The 14,017-nt window shown below is 71.2% G+C and carries 10 protein-coding genes; 8 read left to right on the top strand and 2 right to left on the bottom strand.

Translation table 11 applies throughout. The features are described 5' to 3' along the window. Window position 1 precedes the first annotated feature (1 nt). The 7 genes from ACQ0O7_RS18965 (at window position 2) to ACQ0O7_RS18935 (ending at window position 8,989) form a co-directional block, all read left to right on the top strand. A complete protein-coding gene (locus tag ACQ0O7_RS18965) occupies window positions 2-1,141 on the top strand; it encodes a sensor histidine kinase (protein ID WP_430784000.1) in 1,140 nt (379 codons plus the stop codon). Then, entirely contained in the window at window positions 1,138-1,767 is a 630-nt protein-coding gene (locus ACQ0O7_RS18960; RefSeq protein ID WP_430783452.1) for a response regulator, read from the top strand. Before ACQ0O7_RS18965 ends, ACQ0O7_RS18960 begins: the two co-directional genes overlap by 4 nt. A 104-nt stretch (window positions 1,768-1,871) precedes the next feature. Then, on the top strand, window positions 1,872-2,372 hold the full coding sequence (locus ACQ0O7_RS18955) for a hypothetical protein (RefSeq protein ID WP_430783451.1): 501 nt from the start codon (window positions 1,872-1,874) through the stop codon (window positions 2,370-2,372). Continuing rightward, entirely contained in the window at window positions 2,372-3,766 is a 1,395-nt protein-coding gene (locus ACQ0O7_RS18950) for a hypothetical protein (RefSeq protein ID WP_430783450.1), read from the top strand. The genes ACQ0O7_RS18955 and ACQ0O7_RS18950 overlap by 1 nt, the downstream gene beginning before the upstream one ends. Next, entirely contained in the window at window positions 3,763-5,061 is a 1,299-nt protein-coding gene (locus tag ACQ0O7_RS18945; protein WP_430783449.1) for a vWA domain-containing protein, read from the top strand. Before ACQ0O7_RS18950 ends, ACQ0O7_RS18945 begins: the two co-directional genes overlap by 4 nt. A 26-nt stretch (window positions 5,062-5,087) precedes the next feature. Continuing rightward, entirely contained in the window at window positions 5,088-6,200 is a 1,113-nt protein-coding gene (locus ACQ0O7_RS18940) for an ATP-binding protein (protein ID WP_430783448.1), read from the top strand. Then, on the top strand, window positions 6,197-8,989 hold the full coding sequence (locus tag ACQ0O7_RS18935; protein WP_430783447.1) for a DUF5682 family protein: 2,793 nt from the start codon (window positions 6,197-6,199) through the stop codon (window positions 8,987-8,989). Before ACQ0O7_RS18940 ends, ACQ0O7_RS18935 begins: the two co-directional genes overlap by 4 nt. Before the next feature lie 154 nt (window positions 8,990-9,143). Here the strand turns inward: ACQ0O7_RS18935 and ACQ0O7_RS18930 are convergent, their stop codons facing one another. Further along, complete coding sequence (locus tag ACQ0O7_RS18930; protein ID WP_430783446.1) at window positions 9,144-12,053, bottom strand: carbohydrate binding domain-containing protein; 2,910 nt, start codon at window positions 12,051-12,053, stop codon at window positions 9,144-9,146. A 240-nt stretch (window positions 12,054-12,293) separates the two neighbouring features. After that, complete coding sequence (gene pnuC, locus ACQ0O7_RS18925; RefSeq protein WP_430783445.1) at window positions 12,294-12,989, bottom strand: nicotinamide riboside transporter PnuC; 696 nt, start codon at window positions 12,987-12,989, stop codon at window positions 12,294-12,296. A 46-nt stretch (window positions 12,990-13,035) separates the two neighbouring features. On the opposite strand from pnuC, the gene ACQ0O7_RS18920 reads away from it, so the two are divergent. After that, window positions 13,036-13,965 (top strand): magnesium transporter CorA family protein, encoded by a 930-nt coding sequence (locus tag ACQ0O7_RS18920; RefSeq protein ID WP_430783444.1) that lies wholly within the window; start codon window positions 13,036-13,038, stop codon window positions 13,963-13,965. Window positions 13,966-14,017: the final 52 nt, after the last annotated feature.

The following is a 14,017-nucleotide window of genomic DNA, read 5'->3' as shown; positions in this document are numbered from 1 at the left end:
GATGGAGCGGCACGAGCAGCGGTGGAATCGGGCGTGGGCGCTGACCCCGTACGGCTTCCTGCTGCTCGCCTCCGGGGTGACGCTCGCCGGTGACGAACCCGGCCGGGCCGTGACCCTCGCGCTGGCCGCCGTGCTGGCGGTCTGGCACGGCTGGTTCCTGGTGCTGCATCCGCACTGGTGGGAGACCTGGAAGTGGCAGAACTCGGTCTACTTCACCGGCCTGATCGCGCTCGCCACGGTGCTGGCGCTGCGCAGCCCCGCGTTCCACCTGTTCGTCCCGGCCTGCTACATCGTCCCGTTCCTGGTGTTCCCCGGCCGGGCCGCCTACGCCGGCCTGCTCGCCGCGAACATCCCGGCGCTGGTCGTGGACGGCGCCGACGGAGTGAGCACGCTGATCGCCCTCGGGGTGGCGACACCGGGCGCCGCACTGATCGGCGGCCTGGTCCGCGCGATGGAACGGGAGGCGGTCCGCCGCCGCGAGATCAACAGCGAGCTGGTCGCGATGGTCGCGGAGAACGCCCGGCTGGCCCGGGAGGCGGGCGTCGCCGAGGAACGCGCCCGGCTGGCCCGGGAGATCCACGACACCGTCGCGCAGGGCCTGACCGGGATCGTCACCCAGCTGGAGGCGATCGGCGAACTGCCGGCGGAGGCCCGCGCCCGGCTGGACACCGCCCGCGGCCTGGCCCGGACCAGCCTCGACGAGGTCCGCCGGTCGATCGACGCGCTGCGCCCCGGCCCGCTGGCGGACGCCCGGCTCAGCGACGCGGTGGCCCAGACCGTGGCGGCCTGGGGCGAGCAGTACCGGGCGCCCGCCGGGTTCACCGCCACCGGCACCCCGCTGCCGCTGCACTCGGAGGTCGAGGTGACCCTGCTGCGCGCCGCCCAGGAGACGCTGTCGAACGTCGGGCGGCACGCCGGCGCCGGGCGGGTCCAGGTGACCCTGTCGTACATGGAGGACGTGATCGTGCTGGACGTGCGGGACGACGGCGCCGGTTTCGACCCCGCGGCGGCCGGCGGGTTCGGCCTGACCGCGCTGCGCCAGCGGGTCGCCGCGCTGGGCGGCACGGTGGAGATCGAGTCGGCGCCCGGCGCGGGCACGGCGGTCAGTGTCACGGTTCCGGTGATCGGGGTGGAGCGATGACATTACGGCTGGTCGTGGTTGACGACCACCCGGTGGTACGGGACGGGCTGCGCGGCATGCTCGGCACCCAGCCGGACTTCGCGGTGGTCGGTGAGGCGGCCGGCGGCACCGAGGCGCTGACCGTGGTGGCGGCCCTGCGGCCGGACGTGGTGCTGACCGATCTGCGGATGCCCGCGCCGAGCGGCGGCGCCCTGATCCGGCTGCTGCTGGAACGGGTCCCGCAGACCCGGATCCTGGTGCTCACCACGCACGACACCGACGCCGACGTGCTGCCCGCGGTGGAGGCCGGCGCGATCGGCTACCTGCTCAAGGACGCCCCGCGCGAGGAGCTGTTCCGGGCGGTACGGGCCGCCGCCCGCGGCGAGACGGTGCTCTCCCCGTCGGTGGCGGCGGTGCTGCTGGCCCGGGTCCGGCCCCGCACATCACTCACCGTGAGCACGCTGAGCGCCCGGGAGCGGGAGGTGCTGGCGCTGATCGCCGAGGGCCGGACGAACCGGGAGGCGGCCGCGGCGCTGTTCATCAGCGAGGCCACGGTGAAGACCCATCTGCTGCACATCTACGCCAAGCTGGAGGTGCCGGACCGGGCGTCCGCGGTCTCCGCGGCCCACCGCCGCGGCCTGCTCTGACCGGCCCGCCGGACGGCCACCCCGAACTCCTCTGACCAGGGTCGATGCGGTTTTGTCGTACCCGTGGGATAGAACTTCCGCACCTGGTTCTGAGGAGGTCTGTTGTGACCAGTGAGAGTGCCGCCCCCGAGCGGCGCAGCACAGCATCAGTCATCGCGCCGGTGCGGCCGCGCAAGCTGGCCAAGGTGCCGTTCGTGGAGCTGTCCGAGGGCCGTCTCCAGGGTGTCGTGTCCAGCGGATCGGACGTCGAGCGGGTCTACGTCTCGTCGATCACCGCGGGTGAGCACGGCCTGAGTTGCAACACCAACAACAACCGGCGCTGCGGTGGCCTCTCCGGCGGTTCCCGGCCCTGCGGCCACCTGCGCGCCCTGGCCGACGCCGCCGTCGCGCAGTACGGGCTGGACCGCGTCGCCCGCTATCTGAAGGCGGCGCTGCCGGACGACTCCGACAACCTCTGGGCCGGCCTGCACACCACGACCGCGCCCAACCGGGCCGCCGAGGTGTTCTCCGGCTTCCTGCGCCACCTGGCCTACCTGGAGGTCCCGCCGACCTCCGATCCGCTGCCCGACCTGCAGTGGTTCCCGGCCGCCGGGGCGGTGCGCTGATGCTCGCCGACGCCCTGCGCACCCACCCGGCCGGCGTCGACGAGGCGTTCATCCTGATCGACGGTCTGGACGACGCACTGGTCCACGGCCTGGCCCGGATCGACGAGGACCGCGCCGCCGCCCTGGAGTCGCTGGCCGCCGCGTTCGCCGGTTCGCCGCTCGCCGACCGGGTCGCCGACTCGGTCGGCAAGATCATCGCCGGCACGGTGACCGACGAGCATCTGGCCGTGCTGGCCGGTGCCCGGGCCGCGCTGACCGGGGCCGTCCACGACGCGCTGCTCGGCGGGCTGGACACCGCGCTCGGCCGGTCCCGTCACCCCGGCCCCGCCGCGCCGTCCGGCCCCGCCGCGGCCGGTTCGCCCGCGCCGGCCGGCGGTGGTCCGCTGCTGGCCGGTGGCCGGTCGTGGCTGCGGGAGCTGGCCATCGCCGGCTGGCGCGGCGTCGACCACGAGATCGCCGGCGGCGGAGCCCAGGCCGTCGCGGCCCTGCTCGCCGACCCGGCCGGCCGCCGGCTCGCGGTGCTGCTCGACGGGTTCGCCGCCGAGCTGCGGGCCACCGCCCCGGTCGCGACGCTGGACCGGATCCCGGTGCGCCGCTGGGCCGACCTGTGGTCGCGGGCGCTGCTGCTCGCCCAGTCCGGTTTCCCGGCCGTCGCGGCCGAGCCGGCCGACGGCCGCTTCCTGCTGCTCGGCGTCGATCTGCACGAGCACCCGACGGTCTTCCGGGCCCAGGCCCACGGCCTGCTGGAGACGCCCGGCGGCGAGGTGCGGCTGGTCCGGGCGAGTGTCGCCGCGGCCAAGGTGGACACCATCAGCGGCCCGTCCGCCTGGCGGATGCTCGCGGCGTTCCCGGTGTTCCGGGCCGCCCTGGCCGAACGGCGCGCGGTCGAGATCACCGGCATGCCGCTGACCGCCGGCGGCGACCTGCTGTGGGACGAGTCGTGCGCGGTGCCCGGCGAGGCGGTCGACCCGTTCGCGCTGGCCCGGGTCCGGCTCGGCAAGGTGACCGCCCCGGCCACGCCGCCGCTGGACCGGCACCCGGCCGTCATCGCCGAGCCGGTGCTGCTGGAGGGCTACACGGCCGGGCCGGAGTCGTTCGACCTGGGCGGCGTCACCCTCGCCGTCGACCTGGACCGGCTGCCCGAGGCCGGGCCGCTCACCCCGGCCCTGGTCGCCACGTCCACCGCCTGCCTGGGCCTGCTGCGCTGGGAGTCCGGCCGGTGGTCGGTGCAGCCGCTGGCCGTGCAGGCGGTGGTGCGGAAGAAACCGGTCGTGGCGCACACCGGTGACTGGGCGCTCGGCCCGACCGAGGCGAAAGCGGCGAAAGCGGAGGCCGCCGCCGGCACCGCGGTCGACGTGCTGCGCGAGCGAGCGGGAAGGCTGCTGCGGAAATGACCGTCGACGAGACCCGCCGTCAGGTCCTCTACTGGCGGCTGCTGGCCCGGTTGTTCGACCCGGAGGAGCAGGCGGCCCTGGAGTCGGCGAGCATGGCGATCGTCGGCGACCTCGATCTGCCCGCGGCCCTGCTCGACCCGTCCGTCTCGGTGGACACCGTGGTGCAGCGGTTCCCGCAGCTGGAGGCCGAGTTCGACGGCCTGATGAGCGAGCCGGGCGACGATCGCGAGGGCGAGGTCCGGCGCGCCGCCCTGGTGTCGAAACTGATGCTCAACGTCTTCGCCACCGGCTCCGGCAACGTCACCGCCGAGCAGTTGCAGCGCTGGCAGTCCGACGCCGGCTGGTTCGAGCGGGCCACCGGCTGTGAGCCCGGCGGGCTGCGCGGCCGGGCCGCCGGCGACGACTCAGGCCTCGGCAAGACCCTCGCCGGCATCGAGGGCGACCTGGTCAGCCGGATGCGCCTGCGCGAGGTCCTGGCCGACAACCGGCTGGCCCGGCAGCTCACCCCGAGCATGTCGCTGATCGAGCAGCTGCTGCGCGACAAGGACAATCTGGACGGTGTGGCCCTGGCCAACGCCAAGGCGCTGATCCGGCGGTTCGTCGACGAGGTGGCCGAGGTGCTGCGCACCCAGGTCGCCCAGGCCAGCACCGGCACGATCGACCGCTCCGTCCCGCCGAAACGGGTCTTCCGCAACCTCGACCTGGACCGCACGATCTGGAAGAACCTGCCGAACTGGAGCCCCGAGGACGAGCGGCTCTACGTCGACCGGCTCTACTACAAGCAGACCGCGAAACGGATCGAGCCGGCCCGGCTGATCGTGGTCGTCGACCAGTCCGGGTCGATGGTCGACGCGATGGTCAACTGCACCATCCTGGCCTCCATCTTCGCCGGCCTGCCCAAGGTCGACGTGCACCTCATCGCGTACGACACGAGGGCCCTCGACCTGACGCCCTGGGTGCACGACCCGTTCGAGGTGCTGCTGCACACCCACCTCGGCGGCGGCACCGACGGCACGGTCGCCCTCGACCTGGCCCGGCCCAAGATCACCGATCCGCGCAACAGCGTGGTCGTCTGGATCTCCGACTTCTACGAGTGGAACGAGCAGGCCTGCTGGGACGGCATGCAGGCGATCCACCGCTCGGGGACCAAATTCATCCCGGTCGGCTCGGTCAGCAGCGGCGGCCATCAGAGCGTCAACCCGTGGTTCCGGCAGCGGTTCAAGGACCAGGGCACCCCGGTCCTCTCCGGGCACATCAAGAAGCTCGTCACCGAGCTCAAGAACTTCCTCGTCTGATCTCTCACCCAAGGAGACACATCCCCATGAGCGACATGCTGCGCGCCCCCGCCGAGGTCAAGTACGCCGAGGAGCTCGACTGGCTGGAGTCCGTCGACGACGGCCCGAAACCGTTCTCCTGGCGGCTCAGCCCGAAGATGGTGCGGCTGTTCGTCCTCGGCTCGGAGCGCGCCGACGGGCTGGACCGCCAGATCGCCCCGAAATGGTTCGGCGACCGCAGTTTCGTCGAGCGGTCCATCGTCACCCTGGCCTCCGACCGCGGCCTGCTGCTGATCGGCGACCCGGGCACCGGCAAGAGCTGGCTGGCCGAGCTGCTCGCCGCCGCGATCAGCCGCAACTCCACACTGGTCGTGCAGGGCACCGCCGGCACCACCGAGGACCACATCAAGTATTCGTGGAACGTCTCGATGGTGATCGCCAAGGGCCAGTCCCGCGCCTCGATGATCCCGTCGCCGATCATGACGGCGATGGAGGGCGGCGTGATCGGCCGGTTCGAGGAGCTGACCCGGTCCACCAGCGACGTGCAGGACGCGCTGATCTCGATCCTCTCCGAGAAGTACGTCTCGATCCCCGAGCTGGACGACGACAACATCGTCTTCGCCAAGCCCGGCTTCAGCATCATCGCCACCGCCAACAGCCGGGACCGGGGTGTCAACGACCTGTCCTCGGCGCTCAAGCGGCGCTTCAACTTCGTCCGGATCCCGGTGGTGACCAACAAGAAGAGCGAGGCGGAGATCGTCCGCTTCCGCACCGAGGAGCTGCTGCGCCGGCACAACATCGAGCTGGAGGTGCCGCCCACCCTGCTCGACGTGCTGCTGCAAAGCTTCGCCGACCTGCGGGCCGCCTCCGCCTCGGCGGGCAGCGACGACGAGCGGCTCGAGTCGGCGCTCTCCACCGCCGAGCAGATCGGTGTCCTGGAGGACGCGATCCTGCACAGCAACTTCTTCGGCGCCCGCGCGCTGACCGCCGAGACGCTGGCGTCGTCGCTTGTCGGATCGCTGGCCCGGCGCAGCCCGGAGGACCTGGCGATCCTCAACAAGTACTGGCACGGCGTCGTCGAGCCGCGCAGCAAGGAGCACAGCGGCGAGTGGACCGGGTTCCTGGAGGGTGGCCGCCAGGCGATTGCGACCCTGTCATGAGCAGCCCGGTGACCAGCCCGTTCGACCCGCTCCGCGACCAGCTGCTGGGTGCCGCCGAGGCCCTGGCGGACGGCCCGGCGGCACTGCCGGAGATCCTCGCCGGGATCGTCGACGACGTCGACCACGCCCTGCGCGAGCCGCTGGAGATCTTCCCGGTCTGCCACCACTCGCCGGCCTCGGCCCTGGCCATGCTGCGGCGGCTGCGGGCGAAACAGCCCACGGTGATCTACCTGGAGCTCTGCGAGGACCTGCGGCCGCTGCTGACCGAGCTGCGCAACTGCCGGCTCCCGGTGGCGCTCCAGGCGTTCGCCTCCGAACTGGACGGCTTCCCCAAGGAGTCGGCTCCGCTGTCGGTCATCGCGCCGATCACCGAGGCCTCCGCGGAGTACCAGGCGATCGCCTACGCGCTGGACACCCCCGGCGTCGAGCTGGTCCTGGTGGACCGGTCCACCGACCACGTCTTCCAGTGGCAGCCGGACGTCTCGTCCCCGGCGGACACCCCGGAGCCCGAGGAGGATCTGCACGGCGACGCGGTCGGGGTGGAGATCGGCGACCTGCGGCCCCGGTTCGCCGAACTGGAGGAGCACCTGCTGCACCACGGGCGGGTGCGGCACTGGTCGGAATGGTGGGACCAGTATGTCGAGCAGCCCCTGGCCGGAGCCGACCATGACACGTACCGGCAGGTCATGGTCTTGATCGGCAGTCTGTTCCGGAGGCTGGCCCCGCGGGACACCCGGCGGTTCGCCAGTGACGAGGACCGCGAGCGCTACATGTGGACCCGGATCCGTGAGCACCTCGCCGCGTCCGGCGCCGACCCGGCCGACTGCCTCTACATCTGCGGCGCGTTCCACGCGGCCAGCCGGGTTCCCGAGGCCGGTTCGGCACCCGGCACCCCGGACTTCGCGATCACCCCGCGGACCGGCACCACCTGGCTCTACGGGCTGATCCCGTCCAGCCACTCGGCGATCGAGTCGCAGTTCGGGCTGGCGCCCGGCTCGGTGTCAATCGCCGCCGCCACCTGGCAGAAACAGCTCGGCCGGCGGCGGCTCACCCCGTTCCGGCTGGACGGTCAGAAAGGCGCCGGCCGCCGGGCGAAGAAGGCGCTGCCCGCCCCGGTGGCCGCCGGCGCGGAGGTCACCGACCAGCTCAGCGGATACCTGGCCGGGCCACCCACCCTCGACGGCCTCGACGAGGAGGAGCTGCGGGGCTGGTGCGTCGACATCGTCCGGCTCGCCCGCCGCAACGGATACCTCTCCAGCACCGCCGACGCGATCGCCGTCTTCGAGACGTCGATCCTGCTCGCCGGGATGCGCGGCCGGGCCCGCCCCACGCCGTACGACTTCCAGGACGCCGCGGTCACCTGCATCGAGAAGGACACCGTGCCCGGCCGCCGCGACGTGCGGCGGCTCTGCGAGATCCTGCTCGGCGGCGACCGGATCGGCCAGGTCGGCTACGAGGCGCTGCCGCCCCTGGCCCGGGACGTCCACGACCGGCTGGCGCCGCTCGGGCTCAACCTGGAGCAGCGCAACATCCAGCGCGCGCTGCTCGACCTGAACGCCCGGCCCGAACTGGGCGCCTGCTCCCAGCTGCTGTGGATGCTGCGCTATCTGCTGCCCGACCAGGCGGTCCGCCCGATCATGGGCAGCCGCAAGCTGGGCGAGAAGCACATCCAGGAGAGCTGGGACCTGGACATCGGCCGCCACCAGCGCAGCATCATCGAGCTGGGCTACGAGGGCGTCACCGTCGAACAGGTCCTGGAGCAGCGGCTGCGCCGGGACGCCTGGGATCCGAAGGCGACCGCGGCCACCGCCCTCAAAGCGGTGGAGAACTCGCTGCTCTTCCTGGAGAGCCCCCGGCTCACCAGCGAATTGGGTGCCCGCGCGATCGAGCTGCTCTCCGCCGAGCGCACCGTCGACGACGCCCCGGACGTGCTGCGCCGGATCCGCCGCCTACTGGGGTTCTACCGCGCGACCGCCCCGGTGCTGCCGAGCTGGTGCGAACGGTTCGTCACCGAGGGGTACGCCCATTACTGCACCCTGCTGCCCACCGCCTTCGTCGAGGAGGAGACCGGGGTCCGGCAGGTCGGGGCGATGCTCGGGTTCCTGTTCAGCATGGAGAGCCTGGCCCTCTCGCTGGGCTGCGACCGGGCCCAGCTGGAGATCGCGGTCCGGCAGTCGCACCCGGAGTCCCCGGCCAAGGTCGCGCTGCTCTGGGCGGCGCTGCACCAGCTCGGGGTGCTGCCGCTGGCCGACCTGCGGGCCCGGGTCGGTGACCTGCTCGGCAACCCGCTGGTGGTGCCCTCGGTCCCGCAGTATGTGAGCGGTTTCGTGCAGGCTCTCGAACCGGTGCCGCGGCTGGCCCCGTTCGTGGTGGAGACCCTGTCCCGGGCGTTCGCGCAGCTGCCCGACCCGGTCCTGCTGCCCTGGCTGCCGACCCTGATCACCACGTTGAAGGCGACCGGCGCGGACCTGGTGCCGGTGCTGACCCGGGAGGCCGGGCGCACCTTCCCGGCGACCCTCGCGGGCCTCGACTCGTGGGTCGCCCCGTGGAACGCTCCGGCCCGCTCCCGCCCGTCCGGTGGCCCGGCCGTCCCGGACGGTGGTCCGGTGGCGGCGCTGCTGGCCGGGAACCGTTCGACAGCCGGCGCGGTGGCGGACCTGTTCGGTTGCGAGGGGGAGTGGGCGCCGGTCGCGTCCTCGTCCGGGGCGCCCGGCGCGGGTGCCGCGCGGGCCCTGCTGGCCGCACATCCGGCGGCCCTGACCGCCGCCGCCACCCTGGTGAGCGCCTGACCTCGCAGCCCGAACCGCGGCACGCGGGAATCGCGCGCCGCGGCCCATCGGGGCGCAGCGTGCCGACTTGTGGTGTGGATTGTGCCGTTGCTTGGCACGCTGTCGGGTGTGCCGCGTTGTGGTGCGGGAGGCTTCACAACGCGGCACGGGTGGGCTACTTGAGGTAGGAGGTGGTGGCTCCGATCTTGCCGGGGGCCGGGGTGGCGCTCGTGGAGAGGACGTAGACGCGCAGGTTGCCCTTGGCGTTGAGGTCGACGGTGAGGGAGCCGTTGGTGACGGTCCTGGTGTCGCCGGTGACCGCGTCGACGTAGGAGCCGTTCGGGATTCCGGTGAAGGTGGCGCCGCTGGAGACGGCGATCAGGGCGAAACTGTCCACCCCGTTCGCGGTGTAGCGGCGCTTGTAGGCCATGTTGCCGCTGACGCCCTCGGTCGAATACTGGCCCATCTGCAGGGCGGGCACCGCCCGGCGGATCTGGTTGAGCCGCTGCAGGTGCTTGACCAGGGGCTTGGACAGGGTGGTGGCGACCTGCCCGGTGGCCGAGGACACCACACCGTAGTCGGCGGCGGTGACACTTCCGGCCAGGTGACCGCCGTAGTAGGCGCGCCCGGTGGTCTCCAGCGGGCAGGTCGGGCCGCAGTCGATCCGCTGCCCGGCCTTGAACTCGATCTCCGAGCCGTAGTAGAGCGTCGGAATGCCGCGGAACGTCCACATCAGCGTCATGTTCTCGGCCCACGCGTCGGTGCCCTCGGCGTACCGTACCGACGATTTGTTGGGCCCGTAGTCGTGCGAATCCACATAGACCACGTTGTACGTGGCGTCGTTCACCGAGTCGTCCGAGTCCTTGCCGTTGTGGTAGGCGTTGGACGCGTCCCCGAAGTTCATGTGCATCCGCATGTCGATGATGTTCATGCCGGAGAACTTCGAGTGGTCCGGCGCGTGATAGGTGTTGCCGTTCAGGAAGGCGTTGGTGCTGGTCGGCTGGTTGTCCGTACCCAGGTTGTTCTCGTGATCGAACTGTTCGAGGGCGGCCGTCACGTCGTCGGGCGAGTAGGTGGACCGTTCCTTCCAGGTGTAGAACTGGGCCGAGTGGTTGACCGAGCCCCGGTTCCACTTGTCGTTCACGAATGCCGCGACCTCACCGAAGATGTAGAAGTCCTTGGCTTTGGCGGCGCCGTACTTGGCGGTCAGATGGTCCTGGAGGGCGGGCAGGAACCGCCGGTTCCAGGTGACCCGGGGAATGTGCACGGCGGTGTCGATGCGGAAGCCGTCCACGCCCATGTCGATGTATTTCTTGTACGCCCCGATCAGATGATCCTGCACGACCGCGTTCTCGGTGTTCAGGTCGGCGAGGTCCTCGTGCAGCCAGCAGGACCGGGCGTCCTCACCCTCCCAGTTGCCGATCCAGCACTGGTGGAAGAGGTTGGCCGGGAACATCTTCGCGGTCGGTGACGGCCATTGGCAGTTGTACAGTTTGTAGCCCTCGGGGCTCTTCCCGCCGGTCGGGGTGCCGAAGCCGGGGCAGGTGTTCCCGGCCGGCGCGGTGCTGCTCCACAGGTCGCCGTTGTAGGTGCGCCCGGCGCTGTTCTCCACCAGCGGGTCATAGGTCCTCCCGGCGACCTTCTCGCTGTAGTACCAGCTCCATTCGCTGTCCCGGACGCCGTAGGTGGTGGTCGTGTAGAGACCGTTGGCGCCCCAGCGGGAGGTGTGGTTGAAGACCACGTCCTGGTAGATCTTCAGGCCTTTGGCGTGGGCCGCGTCGATCAGGTTCTGATAGGAGGCGCCGTCCGATTCCAGGCGCGGGTCGACCTCGTAGAAGTCGTATCCGTGGTAACCGTGGAAGTCGTAGTCGGACCGGTTCAGCACGACCGGGGTGATCCAGATGGCGGAGAAGCCGAGGCCTTTGATGTAGTCGAGTTTGTCGACCAGACCTTTGAAATCGCCGCGGAACATCGGGTCGTCGTTGGCGGCGTTGCCGGATTTCACGTGCTGGCTGCCGCCCCGGTTGTTCCCGGCGTCTCCGTCATTGAACCGCGCGGTGAGGATGAAGTAGATGCTGTCCTTACGCGGGTCGCCGCCGAGCATCTGGCCTCCGGCGGGGGCGGGCGGCGCCGAGCCGGTGGTCACCGTCGCCGAGGCGCTCCCGGAGAGGTTCCCGGCGGCGTCGAGAGCCTGGACGGTGTACGTGTACCGGGTGTTCGCCGCCAGCCCACGATCGGTGTACGAGGTGGTGGAGCTGCTCAGTACGGTGCCGCCCCGGGTGATCCGGTAGCCGGCCACCCCCACGTCGTCGGTGGACGCGTTCCAGCCGAGGGTGACCGTGGTGTGCGCGGCGGTGGCGGTCAGTCCGGCCGGGGTGGACGGCGGGGTGGTGTCGGCCGGCGCGGTGGCGCAGGGGTCGGCCGCGTTCGCGGTGATCACGCCCCCGGAGACGGTGCTGGTGCCGGTGCCCAGCGCGTAGTCGCGCCCGGAGTTGTTGTCCCACGCGCCGGAGCCGTTGGTGAAGGTGGCGGCCCAGGTGGTGGCGGTGCCGAGGCTGACGGTGCGGCGTACCCAGCCGGTGCACGCCGGTTCGTTCATGACCACGCCGGGGACCGTGGTCCAGGCGCCGCCGGTGGGCGCGTAGTGCAGGTGGGTGGTGGTCCAGGCGGTCCGGTAGTAGACGGTGGCGGTGTTGGCGGCGCCGGCCCCACACGGGACTGCTGATCCGAGGGCTCCGGCGGCGACCGTGACGGTGCCCGTACCCAATCGGTAGTTGTTTCCGGAGTTGTTGTCCCACGTCCCGGAGCCGTTGTTGAAGACGGCCTGGATGCCGGTGGCGCTGCCGAGGTCGAGCTGTTTGACGTGCCAGCCGGGGCATCCGGGGTACGCGCTCATCGCGACGCCGGGCGCGGCGGTCCAGGCCCCGCCGGCCGGTGCGTAGTGGATGTTCACCGTGGACCAGGTCGTGGGCGCCTGGTAGTAGACGGTCACCGTGGTCGCCGCGCGCGCGGCGGGCAGGTCGGTCAGGAGCAGCAGGGGTACGGCGCAGAGCGCGGCCAGCACCCTGCGGAATATTCGGGACACGAAGCCTCCAACCACCTCGGGGGACGGGCGGTGCTGTGGGGGAAATGCGGGCGTAATCCCGCGTTCACATGACGTGGAAGCTAGCAACTTCTTTCAATATCTGGAAGAGCCTGACGTGTTCTTGCAAAAAGATCCGGCTCCACAACGGATGAAGCCCCGTCGGCAGGCGACGGGGCTCCTGATCTGAAGCGGTCAGCGGGTGGCGGCCGGGGTTCCGGTGGGCCTGTGGATGCTGCGCCGTCAGGCCGCCACCAGCTCGGCCCGGACCGACCGGGAGATCCGCAGCCAGACCACGAACCCCCAGATGACGAACACCGCGTAGACGGCGTACAGGATGGCCGAGGGGTAGTAGCCGAAGTGCAGCAGCTCCGGCACCCCGACCAGGTCCACGGCGATCCAGCACAGCCAGAACTCGACCCAGCCGCGGGCCATCGCGTAGGTCGCCAGCATCGAGCCGACGAAGATCCACGAGTCGGCCAGGTAGTACCACCAGGGCACCGGGAAGCCGGCCCCGATCTCCCGGAACACCACGAAACAGACGGCCACCGCGACCAGCGCCAGCGGAATGAAGATCATCCGCTGGCGCGGGGTGGCCCAGTGCGGGATGACGGCGGCGCCGTGATCCCGCCGCCGGTTACGCCGCCAGGCCCACCAGCCGTAGACGCTGGTGATCAGGAAGAACACCTGCCGGGCGGCCTGACCGTAGAGCGGGGTGCCCTGGTCGTTGCCGACCGCCTGGCCCAGGAAGACGGTGAACAGCAGCAGGTTGCCGACGATCCCGACCGGCCAGGCCCAGTAGTTGCGGCGCAGGCCGAGCAGCGCCGAGCCCAGGCCGAAGACGTTGCCGACGATCTCCCGCCAGTAGATCGACTGCGTGTCGGTCACCTGCCAGCGGGCCTCGTAGAAGGCGGTCAGCAACTGATCTATCCAGGTCACGGCTCATGGTAGGCCGGTCCGGTCCCCGGTCGTGCATAGTGGGCCGGTGAGCGCGCGTCTCTACGTCAAAGGCCGACTGATCGCTGAAGGGCCCGGCACCGAACCGGACGCCGACCCCGGCATGGTGCAGTGGCTCGACCTGCGCGACCCCGGGCCGGCGGACCTGCGGAGCCTGGCCGAGCGGTTCGGGCTGCACCCGCTCGCCGTCGAGGACGCCCTGCAGGAACACGAGCGGCCCAAGGTCGACAAGTATCGCGATCACCTGTTCCTCAACGTGTACGCGGTCGGCTTCGATCCGGCGGACGGGCCCCACAAGATCGAGATCAGCGCTTTCGTGCTGCCGCGGGTGCTGATCACCGTACGCAAGCCTGATCTTGATCTTGATCCGCTGTTGTCCGGATGGGACGAGTCGTCCGGCGTCGACGCCCTGGTGCACCGGCTGCTCGACCTCGTCGTGGACAGCCAGTACCGGATCGCCCAGCGGATCGACGAGGCGATGGACACCGTCGAGGACCGGATGCTCGGCGACGGGCCGGCCCCACGCGACGTCCGGCGGCACGGCTTCGTCCTGCGCCGCGGCCTGGCCACCCTGCGCCGTGCGGTGGCGCCGATGCCCGACGTGGTCCGCGACGTCGCCCGGGAACTCGCCGGGGAGGGCCACCTGCGGCCCTACTACCGGGACGTCGAGGACCACGCCCGGCAGGCCGTCGACCTGATCGAGCACTCCCGGATCCGGATCACCGAACTGCTCGACGACGACCTGGCCGAACAGAGCAACGAACTCAACATCGTCACCCGCAAACTGGCGGCCTGGGCCGCGATCATCGCGGTGCCCACCGCACTGACCGGATACTTCGGACAGAACCTGCCGTATCCCGGCTTCGAGAAGTGGTGGGGATTCCTGCTCAGCAGCGTGCTCATCGTGCTGACGGCCGGCGGTCTGTACCTCTTCCTGAAACGCCGCGGCTGGCTCTGACCGCTCTGTCCACAGGGGCCCCGCGTGGCCGTGCGATCGCGTAACGTCGCCG

The organism is Actinoplanes sp. G11-F43 (genome assembly GCF_050589265.1).
Lineage (GTDB): Bacteria > Actinomycetota > Actinomycetes > Mycobacteriales > Micromonosporaceae > Actinoplanes.
This window is presented reverse-complemented; position numbering and strand designations above follow the sequence as displayed.

Coding starts and splice junctions, on each gene's coding strand:
- ACQ0O7_RS18965 (WP_430784000.1), top strand. CDS start 2: ATGGAGCGGCACGAGCAGCGGTGGAATCGGGCGTGGGCGCTGACCCCG.
- ACQ0O7_RS18960 (WP_430783452.1), top strand. CDS start 1,138: ATGACATTACGGCTGGTCGTGGTTGACGACCACCCGGTGGTACGGGAC.
- ACQ0O7_RS18950 (WP_430783450.1), top strand. CDS start 2,372: ATGCTCGCCGACGCCCTGCGCACCCACCCGGCCGGCGTCGACGAGGCG.
- ACQ0O7_RS18945 (WP_430783449.1), top strand. CDS start 3,763: ATGACCGTCGACGAGACCCGCCGTCAGGTCCTCTACTGGCGGCTGCTG.
- ACQ0O7_RS18940 (WP_430783448.1), top strand. CDS start 5,088: ATGAGCGACATGCTGCGCGCCCCCGCCGAGGTCAAGTACGCCGAGGAG.
- ACQ0O7_RS18935 (WP_430783447.1), top strand. CDS start 6,197: ATGAGCAGCCCGGTGACCAGCCCGTTCGACCCGCTCCGCGACCAGCTG.